Raw genomic sequence first — 13,555 nt, 5'->3', positions numbered from 1 at the left:
AAGGCCGAAAGCAAAAGAATGCCTTTTACTATCAACCATTAACAAACAATAAATGAAAAAAATATATCTGTTGGCCATCTCGTCTGCATTTGCTTTAAATGCCTGTGCCCAGCAAAATCCAACCATTATAAAGTACGCTAAGTTGATAACTGCCGACGACGCCAAAAAGCACCTGAGCATCATAGCATCAGACGCGTTTGAAGGCCGCGAAACCGGCAAGCCCGGCGCCGAGAAAGCAGCAAATTATATCGCAGCTGAATTTAAAAGGTTGGGCTTGCAGGCTCCTGTGAATGGATCGTTCTTTTTGGATGTTCCGCTTACACAAAACCTGTTGCAGGTAACCGATTTTACCGTTAACGGCAAAACATTTAACTATGGTAAAGATTTCTATCTTACCGGAACCTACCCTGATAATAACCTAACTGCCAATACAATCGTATTTGTAGGCTATGGAACTGAAGAAGAAATAAGCGCTGCCGACTTGACCGGGAAAATATTGCTTTGGATAAACGAGGACAAACCCGAAGCCGGATCCATCCCCAATACAAGCTACCGCATGACGGCCGCCCGTACCAAAATTGTTAAAAAACTGCAAAGCAAAAAACCTTTAGCCATACTTGCAGCTAACCCTGGCATTGCCAAAGCACTAAGCCGCTTTGGTAACAGCATAGCGAGCCCGCGTTTAACCATCAAGAAGGATGACGCAGTACCGTCAAACCCAAATGCGCCGGTATTCAATATTACTACCAGCCTTGCAGATGAGCTGCTAAAAACAACAGGTATAACCTATGAACAATTAAAGGCACAGTCGGCCGCTAAGACTACTCCAGCGGTGACTGCGAATACCGATATCGTACTAAATTATCATACTGAAAAGAAAGATGTAAAAGCGGTTGATGTATTGGGCTACCTGCCGGGTACAGATCTTAAAGATGAGGTACTGGTGTTCTCGGCGCACTATGATCACATTGGCTTAAACCCCGATCCCAATGCCAAGGATAAAGTAAATAATGGAGCCGATGATGATGGCTCTGGTACTACCGGGATATTGGAAATTGCCCGTGCGTTTTCCCAAGCTAAAAAAGATGGGCACGGCCCACGCCGCAGCATTTTGTTTTTAGGTAACGTAGGCGAAGAAAAAGGTTTATTGGGTTCTGAATACTACTCCGAGCACCCGGTTTTTCCGCTGGCTAACACCATAACCGACCTTAACATTGATATGATTGGCCGTGTGGGTGAAGAGTATATCGGCAAGCCCGATTCAGCTAATTATGTTTATGCCATAGGCTCATCTATGCTGAGTAAAGAACTGCATGAAGTTGGAGAAAATGCCAATAATACTTACACCAAGCTGCATTTAGATTATAAGTATGATGACCCGAATGATCCAAATCGGTTTTACTACCGCAGCGATCATTATAACTTTGCCAAGCATGGCGTGCCTATTATATTTTACTTTAACGGCGTGCATGCAGATTATCATCAGCCTGGTGATGAAGTAAGCAGGATCAACTTCCCGCTGCTGGCCAAACGTGCACAACTGGTATTTTACACAGGCTGGGAACTGGCCAACCGCGATAAACGACCTTTTGTAGATGGTAAGATATCTGAAGAGACCAGGTAAAACATTTTGGACAATCGGTTATAAAAATTTAAAATATAGAGACGCGTATTTGCGTCTCTTTTTTGTTTCCGGTAAATATTCAGGAGGCGTAAATATGCGTCTCTATAAAAAAAATCTTATTTTCGCATATATGGGAAGCACTGCGGAAGAGTTTTTGGTAGCCTCTGAAGAGAAGGCGTTTGACGTTGATCACCGCCGTATTATCAATAATAATATTGATAAATACAGCACCGCCGTTGAACGCGGCCTTTCCCGCATTACTAACCTTGACAACGCCAAACGCAAAGGACATGTGATCAAGTGGAAGGTGATGGAAAACCTGGATAAATTTTTACCAGAGTTTGAAGCCAATTTCCAAAAACGCGGTGGCAAAGTGATCTGGGCCAATGATGCCGAAGAAGCCAATCGCGAGATATTGAGTATTATTCGGAAAGCCAACGCTAAAACCGTTGTAAAATCAAAATCAATGGTTACAGAGGAGATTCATTTAAATGAGTTCCTGGAAAGTAATCAGATTGAGTCATTGGAAACCGACCTTGGCGAATATATTGTGCAGCTTCTGGGGCAAAAGCCATACCATATAGTTACCCCGGCTATGCACCTCAGTAAAGAGGATATTGCCAAACTATTTCATGAGCGTTTTGGCACCCCTATTGATGCCACCCCGGAGCAACTTACCCTTAAAGCACGCGAATTACTGCGCGACAAATATCTGCAAGCGGATATCGGCATTACCGGCGCCAATTTTCTACTGGCTGATACTGGCAGTATCGCTATTAGCGAAAACGAGGGCAATGCCCGTCTATGTACTACATTCCCTAAAATACACATAGCCATTGTGGGTATCGAAAAGTTGATACCATCCATTACTGATCTCGACCTATTTTGGCCTATGCTGTCCACCCATGGTACCGGCCAAAACCTTACGGTTTATAACACCATTTTAAGTGGCCCGCGCCAACCCAATGAAACCGATGGCCCCGACGAAATGTATGTGATATTGCTGGATAACGGTCGCACCAATCTGCTGGCTCAGAAAGAGCAGCGCCAAGGGCTATACTGCATTCGCTGCGGTGCCTGTTTAAACGTTTGTCCTATTTATAAAAATATTGGCGGCCACACCTATAACACTACCTATAGTGGTCCTATTGGCTCCATTATTACACCACATACCAGGGGCATGGGAGAGTTTAAACACTTAAGCTATGCCTCCAGTTTATGCGGTAGATGTACCGAGGTTTGCCCTGTTAAGATAGACATTCACAAAATGCTGCTCCTTAACCGTCGCGATGCGGTAAAAGAACACCTCGTTACTTCTAAAGAGCGCTGGGGCTGGAGCATCTGGACAAAAGGTATGCTCAAGCGCAAGCTTATGGATTTTTTTGGCGGTAAAATGAAGAACTACCTCCTCAAAGCCTTCTTTAAAAAGACTTGGGGCCACCTGCGGGATATGCCCAATGTTGCCGAGAAATCCTTCAGTAAACAGTGGCAGGAAAAAAACCGCGTCCAGGAAGAGGAATAAATCTGTACTATATCCAAAACCACTATGCGAAAAATAATTTTGAACCTAGCTTTAAGCCTCGACGGATATATTGAAGGCCCCAATGGTGAGTACGACTGGTGCTTTGCCGATCAGGATTATGGCATGACCGAGTTTTTAGGTAGTACCGATGCCATATTTTTGGGACGAAAAAGCTATGAGATGCTCATGCGCGACAGTCCGGAGGTATTTGCGGCCATTAAAATGTATGTTTTTTCCAATTCCTTAACACACGTTGAGGGCAATGCTGAAATTATCACTGAAGTCGATTTTAAAGCGCGTATAGAAGAGATCAGGCATCAACCTGGAGCAAATATTTGGTTGTTCGGCGGAGCCGAATTGGTATCGGCTTTTATAAACCATAACATGATCAATGAAATGTTGATATCCGTGCACCCCGTGATTTTAGGTGCCGGCAAACCGCTTTTTATCAATATAAAGGAACGCACAGAACTTACATTGATCGACAGCGAGCAATTCAGCAGCGGTTTGGTACAATTGAAATATACTCTCAAACCCAAATTTGATTTGAGTGTGCTGGATAATTTGTAAAGACCAAATTCCAAAGAAGCACGCATAATAGTATCAATATTACCTTCGGCAAGGCTTTTTAATGATGGAAATCTCATTGACATAAGGTTTATACCAGCAATGTACTCATTTTTGTAAAATATATGCGGTAAAACCTCATCTGCACCTGCTTGGGGATTGCATTTTACACATTAGTGTTTATATTTGCGGTCGCAAAAAACATCATTTTATATAAATATAATGAGAGAAATACAGTTCAGAGAAGCGCTAAGAGAGGCCATGGTCGAAGAAATGCGCAACGACGATAAAATATACCTGATGGGTGAAGAGGTTGCCGAATATAATGGCGCCTATAAAGTAAGCCAGGGTATGCTGGATGAATTTGGTGCCAAACGCGTTATTGATACGCCCATCTCTGAATTAGGCTTTGCCGGTATAGGCATTGGCTCTGCTATGAATGGATTGCGCCCGATCATCGAGTTCATGACTTTTAACTTTTCGTTAGTGGCTATTGATCAGATCATCAACGGTGCAGCCAAAATCATGTCAATGAGCGGTGGCCAGTTCTCGGTTCCGATCGTTTTCCGCGGCCCAACCGGTAATGCGGGTATGCTAAGCTCACAACACAGTCAGTGTTTCGAAAACTGGTATGCCAACTGCCCTGGTTTAAAAGTGGTAGTACCATCAAACCCATACGATGCTAAGGGTTTATTGAAATCAGCTATTCTTGATCCGGATCCGGTTATTTTCATGGAGTCTGAATTAATGTATGGCGATAAAGGGGAAGTTCCTGAAGAAACTTATTATATACCATTAGGTAAAGCCAAAGTGGTTAAAGAAGGCTCTGATGTTACTTTAGTGGGCTTTGGTAAGATCATGAAAGTGGTTATAGCCGCTGCTGCCGAACTGGAAAAAGAAGGCATTCATGCCGAAGTGATCGACCTGCGTACCGTACGCCCTATCGATTATGCTACTGTGATTGAATCGGTTAAAAAAACAAACCGTTTAGTGATCATTGAAGAAAGCTGGCCTTTAGGCTCAATCGCAACCGAGGTTGCCTTTAAAGTTCAAAAAGACGCGTTTGATTATCTTGATGCCCCTATACTACGCATCATGGGCGGCGATGTTCCGCTGCCTTATGCACCAACCCTGATCCAGGAATACCTGCCAAATCCGGAGCGTGTGATTAAAGCGGTTAAAGAAGTAATGTACGTTACTAAATAATAACGTTATTCCATATTATATAAAGCCTGCTCATTGTAGCAGGCTTTTTTATTTGCAACCTATAATTTCAACAGAATATATCTTAGGGATGTTAAAAATGAAGGTTATTCTTGCCGGTGACTAAAATCAATGGCAATGTTTTTTAACAGATACATAAATAGTTTAAAGCAGATTTAAACAGGCTTTGCTAATTAATTGATCAGCAGCTTATAACCCCGGCCATGCACATTAATGATCTCGACATTAGGATCGTCTTTTAAGTATTTGCGTATCTTGCTTAAAAACACATCCATGCTACGACCGTTAAAGTAATTATCATCATGCCAGATATTCAGTAATGCTTCTTCGCGGGTAAGTACCTCATTTTTACGCATACACAACAAGCGAAGCAATTCGGCTTCTTTGGTTGATAGTTTTTGCTGGTTATCACCAATGGAGATTGTCTGCAGGGTAAAATCAAATATGTACTTGCCAATTTTAAACGAGGTTTGCTTTTCTTCCTCCTTTTTCTCGGTATTCTCGGTTCTCTTAAGCATGGCATTAATGCGCAGCAAGAGTTCCTCTATGCGGAAAGGTTTGGTAATGTAATCGTCGCCCCCCAGGTTAAAAGCCTGCATCTTATCTTCGATCATGCTTTTTGCTGTAGCAAAAATGATAGGTACATGCGGATTTATCTTCCTGATTTCCTTACCCAGCGTAAAGCCATCCTTTTTGGGCATCATGACATCCAATATCAACAAGTCATATACCTGTTTGGTAAAGGCGCGCAAACCTTCTTCGCCGTCTTTACATAAAACAACATCAAATTTACCTTTCAACTGCAGATAATCCTGTAGTAGCGCGCCCAGATTGGCATCATCTTCAACCAGTAATATTTTTTTCATTTGCTTTTTTTAGTCCGGAAGTCTGATAAGTCAGAATGTCCGGAAGATTATCCTTTATTTGAAAGCCTGATAATCACAGGGAATCCAAACGCTATATTTTATTTTTTACTTTGCCGGCTCATCGCATTTCCGAACTTTGGTACATCTTTTATACCTGCGCAAACTTAAGCTCAAATTCCGAGCCTTTGTCTTTTTCAGATCTTACACTTATTGTCCCGTTCAATCTTTTTACAATCGTATTCACATAACTTAAGCCCAGGCCAAAGCCCTTCACATCATGAAGGTTCCCGGTAGGGATACGATAAAACTGTTCAAATATTTTGGTTTGCTGATCACGGCTCATACCTATTCCCTTATCGGCTACGCGGATAAGCACCTGCCCGCTTTTCACTAATGTTGTTATGGTGATATCTGGTGTATCGGCACTGTATTTTATAGCATTATCAACCAGGTTGTACAGCACGTTTGAAAAGTGCAGCTCGTCGGCTATAATCGTAGTATTTTCATCAGTAAGATCGAGCGTGGTTTTGGCGTTGCATTTATGTAGTTTGAGCGCCATGCTATCTATTACCACCGTTACCATATCATTCACATCCAGCGGCTTTTTATCCAGCTTAAAATCATTTTTTTCAATACGGGCAATATTGAGTACCCGTTCAATATGGCTGCCTAAACGGGCATTTTCTTCAAAAATAATATTGGCTAAACGTGATACCCGGCTTTTATCTTCCGATATCTCAGCATCCTTTAAAGCTTCGCTGGCTATCATGATAGTTGATACCGGAGTTTTAAACTCGTGGGTCATATTATTGATGAAGTCGATTTTCATCTCCGATACCTTTTTTTGCCTGAGGATTGAGAAGATGGTATAACCAAAACAAAATATCAATACGATCAATAATCCACCGGTGGTACCCATGGTGGCGGTCATATTACGTAATATGAGTGAGTTTTTTTGTGGGAATGATAACCTGATCTTACCCGGATCATTGATCACATCTTTACCAAATATGGGGGTTTGATAGGTATTGGCGGCTATAAATACGGGTTTATTACCATCGTTATCAGTAGCACTTGAAAATATGAGTGAATCGCTGCTGGCGGTTGTTACTTCATAGCTAAAAGGCAAAGAAATGCCTTTATTATGTAGTTCAAAACGTAATAAAGAATCGATCCAAAACGGGTTTATGCGTTTATTTAATGGCTCGCCCGTTTTGCGGTATTCTTCGGCAAGGTTTTCAATTACGGTAGTTTTACCCGTGCTTAAATTTTGCAATGAATCTGTCTCCAGCATTTTCTTGATCTGCGCTACCTGCCGTTCTTTTTGTTTGCGAATTTGTTCACGCTGCCATAAAGGATTTATTTGCGGCACAGAAATGAGCTGCTTACCGAACTGAGGGTCGATATACATATACCTCAGGGTATCATATTTATGCAGTTTTTTTGTGCGTAGAGTACCGCTGATACGGGTATGTACTATTTGTGGCGTAAACCGGCCGTGTACAACGCCCAACTCATCGGTGTACTCTTCTACCTTTACCTGGAAATCCACCGTACCTTCCTGTTGCAGCAAATTGGCCAGCTCATCATCCATTTTTTTATGCATGATCATCCGTTCCAAACTATCACGCAAAAGGGCTATTTTCTTTTCGCGTAGGGTTTGCCTTTTTCTTTTGGGCAGATACAGTTTATTGGCGTCGCTTTTTACAATCTTTATTCCGGCATTGGCGTCATCAGCGTTGGTTACTTTCCGCTGCCTTTGTGCCTTGTTATTTAAAAAGTTTACCGCATCCTGCTTGCTTACTTTTGACACCACATTGTTAAGAGCCTCGTTTACAGAGCGGTCAAACAATTCAGATTGCATCTGGTACGATTGCCGTAAAAAGTATAATTGCATGGCCATTACACCAAGCAGTGCAAACCCCATTAATCCAATTATTAAACCGATGCTTCTTTTCTTCATTTGTTAACAAGCAAAATTATTTTAAAATAACCGTACAATACGCCCTTTTAACAAATTTTAACAATTACCGGCGGCAATAACCTTTTGAAATATAACATTTTGCCTTTTTGGGGGCCATAAATGGCCTGAATTATACAATATACAAAAATGACATGGGAAGGGGACACTAAGCGGGGTCAATTCAAATTGCACCTCCCTAAACTCAGGTACAGGCAATGCACCATAGCTTCAAAAGCTGCTGCATACAAAAAGATCCCTTCTAAAACTAAAAGGGATCTTTTTAAATTGACAATATCTTTCTTATCGCACAGCGAAATTAGAACGGCAGGTCATCATCGTCAGCCGATGAAGCGATATCCGGTGATGGTGCCGCGTATTCTGGTGTTGTAGCGCTACCGGCGCCTGCTGCCAGCGCGTTAACACGCCATAACTGCAATGAATTAAAATAGCTTTTTTTACCTGTTTTGTCAGTCCAGGGACGGCCTTTCAGGTTAAAAAACACTTCTACATCATCGCCTACTTTAACTGCGTCAAGCAGCGCGCAACGATCCTGTATAGCTTCAAACTTTAAATATTCAGGATATTGAGGGTTCTCAATATATTCAAGTATTAGTTCGCGTTTTTTAAGTGACTCAGTAACCTGCACTGTTGGCGACACTTCATATACCTTACCTTTAACTTCCATAATAATCTTCTCAAAAAAATTTAAAATGTAAAGTTAATAGATAAGAAATTAAAATAGGGTGTTTTTAATTTATAAATTCGCAAAATAAATATGCAAGTTTTCCACACCGAGAGTAAAATCGTAATTACATGCAATAAAAGGCTTTCGCCTTACCTGCAGCAGGAAGTTGAGGCACTGGGTTTTAAACCAACCCGTGTTTTCCAGACCGGGATTGAGCTTCAGGGTACCGTAACTGATACCATTGCGCTTAACCTTAACCTGCGCTGCGCCAGCCAGGTACTCTATTTACTCAAAAGCTTTAAGGCTGACGATCCTACACAGCTTTATAATGAGCTGGTGACCATTGAATGGGAAAAACTGATCGATTTTGCCGGCTATTTCTCGGTATCGTCAAACGTAAATAATGAGCACATCCTTACCCCGCTGTTTGCTAACGTTAAGGTAAAAGATGCTATTGCCGACAGGATAAAATCCATAAAAGGCATACGCCCCAACTCGGGTGCCGAAGCCAACAAAACATTGATACACCTGTACTGGCAGGATAGCGACGCGGATATTTTTATCGATACATCAGGCGAAACACTCGCCAAGCACAGTTACCGCAAAATACCGGGCAAAGCGCCAATGCTGGAGGCTTTGGCAGCATCAACCGTTATGGCTACCAACTGGGACAGGCAAAGCACATTCATTAACCCTATGTGCGGATCGGGTACATTAGCCATCGAAGCCGCTTTGCTGGCAACCGATAAATGCCCGGGTTTGTTCAGGATGAATTATGGCTTTATGCACATTTTAGGTTATGATGAAACAGTATTTTTTACTGAGCGCCGCAAATTAAAGGATAAAGCGAAAAAGGAAACCGGCTTTAAGATCATTGCAACGGACCTATCTGCCGACGCGGTTGACATCGCGCAAAAAAACGCGAAAACTGCCGGCGTAGACCATTTGATAGATTTCAGCGTTTGTGACTTTGCAGACACCGAAGTTCCTGAGGATGCAGGCATCGTGATGTTTAACCCGGAATACGGCGAACGCCTGGGTGTACACTCCAAACTGGAAGCCACCTACGCACGCATGGGCGATTTTATGAAAAAGAAATGCCTGGGATACCGGGGGTATATTTTCACGGGAAACCCCGATCTGGCTAAAAAGATCGGTCTGCGCCCATCAAGAAGAATTGAATTTTACAATGGTAAGCTGGACTGTCGTTTGCTGGAATATGAGTTGTATGAAGGCAGCAAAAGAGAACCAAAAGAAGTATAAATGAAGAAGATCATCTTATTATCCGCTGCTATTTTATTATCCGCTTATTGCAAAGCACAAACCGAACTGGCATTTCCGTTTCAGGGTGGCGGCGCTGTAATGACCCGTTTTTTCAGGGATAGCCTGAAAGTAACACCCGAAATCATTAGCAAGAAAGCTTCGGGTACAGCAGTATTTAAGTTTACAGCCGACGAAAAGGGCACCATCAAAAAAATAATTGTTTATTATGCTGATGATTACGTGCTAACCCTGCCTATTATTGCAGTGCTTAAAAAATCAAATCACAAATGGATAATTCCGGATCATGAGAAACTGCATGATTTTATTATCCCGTTCTCCATCAGCTTTAATCCGCCGGCTATGGCCAGTAATGCAACCATCAAGGAAGCTTACAAATTTTACAGCCAGCGCAAACCCATTATATCTTACAACCAGGTGCCATTGGAGTATGCCACCCTGTTACCAACAGTTATTGTAAGCTACGATATACCGGAGTAATAGCTTTACCATTTTTAACAGAAAAAAGCCCATGGTCAATTCAATGAGCATGGGCTTTTTTCTTTTCATGATATCAGCTATACGTTCGTCTTTTGTTTAAGTCTCATGATAATATACACCTGCTGGCTAAAAAAAAGTAAAAAATAAAAATCTAAGCACCCATTAATTTCGTTAGGTATAGATAACCAATTTATTACGTGAATGAAAGAGATGCTGAATTTTAAAATAAAGGCGATTGCAGCCAATATCAGGAATACCCGGGAGGGCCTGAATTACACGCAGGAATATCTTGCGGCAAAATTGAGTATATCGCAAAATGCTTATAGTAAAATTGAATTAGGCTATACTAAAATAACGGTTGAACGCCTTTTTCAAATAGCCGCCATATTAGGCTCAGATGTTCATGAACTCATCGAGACCGAAAAAGTAGCAGCCGCTTAATTAAGCTGAAAGCTAAAGGCAGAAAGCCTAAAGTTTTACTTGGTTCTTTAAAAATCCATCCTGCTTTAAACTTTTTGCTTAATTAAGCTGAAAGCCTAAAGCTTTACTTGCGTTCTTCAAAAATCCATCCCGCTTTAAGCTTTCTGCCTTCGGCTTTAAGGTTTTTACTATTTTTGGCCGATGGAACATAGCGAATTAATTGACGCAACCGTACAGTTTGTACGCGAAACACTTAAAAATGCCGAAGGTGGCCACGATTGGTGGCATATACAACGCGTTTGGACAAATGCCAAACTGATAGCTCAAACCGAAAAAGCCGATCTGCTTACGGTTGAACTGGCAGCCTTATTACATGACATTGCCGATAGTAAATTCCATAATGGCGATGAAGAGATTGGCCCACGCACTGCCGGCAATTACCTCCAAAGCATGCAGGTAGATGCAGCCGTGGTTGAGCATGTACAACAGATCATCCGGCATATGTCGTTCAAATCAAGCTTTGATAAAACTACTTTTCACTCTCCAGAACTGGCCATTGTGCAGGATGCCGACCGCCTTGATGCCATCGGTGCTATTGGGATTGCCCGGGCATTTACGTATGGCGGATTTAAGGGCCGGGAATTGTACAATCCCGAAATTGCGCCCAATCTGAACATGAGTAAGGAGGAATATAAAAACACATCAGCTCCAACTATCAACCATTTTTATGAAAAACTGTTATTGCTGAAAGATAAAATGAATACCACTACAGGCAAAAAGCTGGCCCAGCAACGGCATGATTTTATGGAAGCTTATTTAAAACAATTTTATACGGAAGTGGGATTGTAAACTAAATAAAGTTTAGTTTCTTTGCGCAAAATTTGAGGCTGATGAAAAAAACGATACCCCTAACCGTTCTCCTGCTGAGTATTACCTTATGTGTATTTGCACAGGATACCCTGAAACAACAGCGTTTTAATCTCCATTTCCAGCAAACTGTAATTACCCAATATAAGCCATCATTTGGTGCCGATTATACCGGTGCCAACAGTTTGCTTACCAAATCAGAAACACAAAGCTCCATCACCACCACACTTTTTGGTGCGGCCCGCTTATGGAAGGGTGCACAGGCCGTTTTTAACCCGGAACTATCCGGAGGATCTGGTCTGAGTAAAACCCTGGGCGCCGCGGGCTTTCCTAACGGTGAAACTTTTAGGGTAGGTGCTGCGGAACCTAAAATTTATATCGCCCGCCTGTATTTTACCCAAAATTTTGAGTGGGGTAAAGAAAAAGACACTCTCACTGATGACAATAACCAATTGGCAGGTTTAAAAAGCAAACGCTACTTTTCCTTTACCGTTGGTAAATTCGGCATGGCCGATTTTTATGATGGCAATGAATTTAGTCATGACCCTCGTTCACAATTCATGAACTGGGCTCTGATGGATAATGGCGCCTGGGATTACCCTGCCAATACGCGCGGCTATGTTCTGGGTAGTCATTTTGAGCTTGGGCAACCTAACTGGACCTTGCGTTTTGCCTTCACCATGTCGACCACTACGGCTAATGGCGCTATCTGGGATGCCAAAATAGGGCATGCCAATACCCAAACACTGGAGTATGAACGCCGTTATACCATCAATGGCAACAAAGGTACCGTGCGGGTATTGGGCTTCAGGAATAATGGCAAAATGGGCGTTTACAACCAGGCACTGGCTCAAAACCCTGTGAACCCGGTAGTGGATACCAACCTTACTTATGGCAAACATAAATATGGTTTTGGAATAAGTGCCGATCAGTATCTGAGCAAAGATTTTGGCATGTTTGCCAAAGTAAGTTACAACGATGGTAAAACCGAAACCTGGTATTTTACCGAGATCGACCGTTCATTAAGTTTTGGTGGGGTGCTTAAAGGCACTTCCTGGAAACGCGGTGATGACGAACTGGCTTTGGCCTTTGTAGCTAACGGGTTATCAGCGCCACATCGCAATTATCTGGCAGCCGGTGGTTATGGCATTATTATTGGCGATGGAAAGCTCAACTATGGCCACGAGCTGATAGCGGAATTATATTATAAAGTAAACGCTTATCAAAAGAAGGTTTGGCTTACACCCGATTACCAGTTTATTGTGAATCCGGCTTACAATAAAGACCGCGGCCCGGTAAACGTATTATCGTTGAGGGCGCATGTGGAGTTTTAAGGTGAAGAATATTTTGCTTTTCAATTCGCATAGTTTCCTGCTTATAATTTATACCCGGGCAAAATATTATATTTGATTATGCCTAACACTTATACACAACTCTATATTCATTGTGTCTTCGCAGTAAAATATAGAAGTGCCGTTATCCAATCTGAATGGGAAGGTTATTTGCACCGATATATTACTGGCATCGTTCAAAATAACGGGCATAAATTACTCTCTATAAATTCTGCTACAGATCATTTACATCTATTTATCGGCCTTAATCCAAACCAATCCATATCTGAACTAATGAGACTGGTAAAGGGGGATAGTTCCGAGTTCATCAATAAATCAGGTTATACAAAACGTAAATTTCAATGGCAAGAAGGCTATGGTGCATTCAGTAACAGTAATTCACAAATTGATGCAGTTATTAAATATATCATTAACCAAAAACAACATCATCTTAAAAAATCGTTTAAAGAAGAATATCTTGATATTCTAAAAGATTATTCGGTTAAATACGATGACAAATATATTTTCCAGGATTTAGTTGATTAATTCTCTGATTGCTTATAGGTAGCTCCTACGGAGCAAAATACACTAGGTGGTTTTCTACAAACAGGTAGCCTCTACGAGGCATACCATCGTCGTAGCATCTTATTAATTTATTGTTTATACAAAAACGGGAGCAATGCCTCATAGCTTTTCTACAAACAGGTAGCCTCTACGAGGCATAT

Annotated in this window: 13 protein-coding genes; 10 read left to right on the top strand and 3 right to left on the bottom strand. The window is 41.8% G+C overall.

Going from position 1 to position 13,555, the window contains the following annotated elements:
* Nucleotides 1-52 precede the first annotated feature (52 nt).
* From AB6735_RS21190 to AB6735_RS21175, 4 genes are all read left to right on the top strand, one after another.
* Entirely contained in the window at nucleotides 53-1,624 is a 1,572-nt protein-coding gene (locus tag AB6735_RS21190; protein WP_370998059.1) for a M28 family peptidase, read from the top strand.
* Between the two features lie 130 nt (nucleotides 1,625-1,754).
* Nucleotides 1,755-3,146, top strand: coding sequence for a LutB/LldF family L-lactate oxidation iron-sulfur protein (locus tag AB6735_RS21185; RefSeq protein WP_370998058.1), 1,392 nt, complete (start codon nucleotides 1,755-1,757; stop codon nucleotides 3,144-3,146).
* 24 nt (nucleotides 3,147-3,170) lie between these two features.
* The gene (locus AB6735_RS21180; protein WP_370998057.1) at nucleotides 3,171-3,716 is read left to right on the top strand and encodes a dihydrofolate reductase family protein; all 546 of its coding nucleotides are present in this window, start codon (nucleotides 3,171-3,173) and stop codon (nucleotides 3,714-3,716) included.
* Between the two features lie 219 nt (nucleotides 3,717-3,935).
* Nucleotides 3,936-4,919, top strand: a complete 984-nt coding sequence (locus tag AB6735_RS21175; protein ID WP_370998056.1) for a pyruvate dehydrogenase complex E1 component subunit beta — start codon at nucleotides 3,936-3,938, stop codon at nucleotides 4,917-4,919.
* A gap of 191 nt (nucleotides 4,920-5,110) precedes the next feature.
* Here AB6735_RS21175 and AB6735_RS21170 read toward each other — a convergent pair whose 3' ends face one another.
* From AB6735_RS21170 to AB6735_RS21160, 3 genes are all read right to left on the bottom strand, one after another.
* On the bottom strand, nucleotides 5,111-5,803 hold the full coding sequence (locus tag AB6735_RS21170; RefSeq protein ID WP_370998055.1) for a response regulator transcription factor: 693 nt from the start codon (nucleotides 5,801-5,803) through the stop codon (nucleotides 5,111-5,113).
* Nucleotides 5,804-5,951: 148 nt separating this feature from the next.
* Nucleotides 5,952-7,766, bottom strand: a complete 1,815-nt coding sequence (locus tag AB6735_RS21165) for a sensor histidine kinase (RefSeq protein WP_370998054.1) — start codon at nucleotides 7,764-7,766, stop codon at nucleotides 5,952-5,954.
* Nucleotides 7,767-8,082: 316 nt separating this feature from the next.
* On the bottom strand, nucleotides 8,083-8,451 hold the full coding sequence (locus AB6735_RS21160) for a DUF3127 domain-containing protein (protein ID WP_166092703.1): 369 nt from the start codon (nucleotides 8,449-8,451) through the stop codon (nucleotides 8,083-8,085).
* A 90-nt stretch (nucleotides 8,452-8,541) separates the two neighbouring features.
* Here AB6735_RS21160 and AB6735_RS21155 point away from each other — a divergent pair, with 90 nt between their 5' ends.
* The 6 genes from AB6735_RS21155 (at nucleotide 8,542) to tnpA (ending at nucleotide 13,376) form a co-directional block, all read left to right on the top strand.
* Nucleotides 8,542-9,714: a class I SAM-dependent RNA methyltransferase gene (locus AB6735_RS21155; protein WP_370998053.1), complete on the top strand. Its 1,173-nt coding sequence runs from the start codon at nucleotides 8,542-8,544 to the stop codon at nucleotides 9,712-9,714.
* Nucleotides 9,715-10,212: a hypothetical protein gene (locus tag AB6735_RS21150; RefSeq protein ID WP_370998052.1), complete on the top strand. Its 498-nt coding sequence runs from the start codon at nucleotides 9,715-9,717 to the stop codon at nucleotides 10,210-10,212.
* A gap of 201 nt (nucleotides 10,213-10,413) precedes the next feature.
* Nucleotides 10,414-10,653 (top strand): helix-turn-helix domain-containing protein, encoded by a 240-nt coding sequence (locus tag AB6735_RS21145; protein ID WP_370998051.1) that lies wholly within the window; start codon nucleotides 10,414-10,416, stop codon nucleotides 10,651-10,653.
* A gap of 180 nt (nucleotides 10,654-10,833) precedes the next feature.
* A complete protein-coding gene (locus AB6735_RS21140) occupies nucleotides 10,834-11,481 on the top strand; it encodes an HD domain-containing protein (RefSeq protein WP_370998050.1) in 648 nt (215 codons plus the stop codon).
* Between the two features lie 41 nt (nucleotides 11,482-11,522).
* On the top strand, nucleotides 11,523-12,833 hold the full coding sequence (locus tag AB6735_RS21135; RefSeq protein WP_370998049.1) for a carbohydrate porin: 1,311 nt from the start codon (nucleotides 11,523-11,525) through the stop codon (nucleotides 12,831-12,833).
* A 78-nt stretch (nucleotides 12,834-12,911) separates the two neighbouring features.
* On the top strand, nucleotides 12,912-13,376 hold the full coding sequence (tnpA, locus tag AB6735_RS21130) for an IS200/IS605 family transposase (RefSeq protein WP_370998048.1): 465 nt from the start codon (nucleotides 12,912-12,914) through the stop codon (nucleotides 13,374-13,376).
* Nucleotides 13,377-13,555 lie beyond the last annotated feature (179 nt).

It is taken from the genome of Mucilaginibacter sp. RCC_168 (assembly GCF_041355315.1).
Taxonomy (GTDB): domain Bacteria; phylum Bacteroidota; class Bacteroidia; order Sphingobacteriales; family Sphingobacteriaceae; genus Mucilaginibacter.
This window is presented reverse-complemented; position numbering and strand designations above follow the sequence as displayed.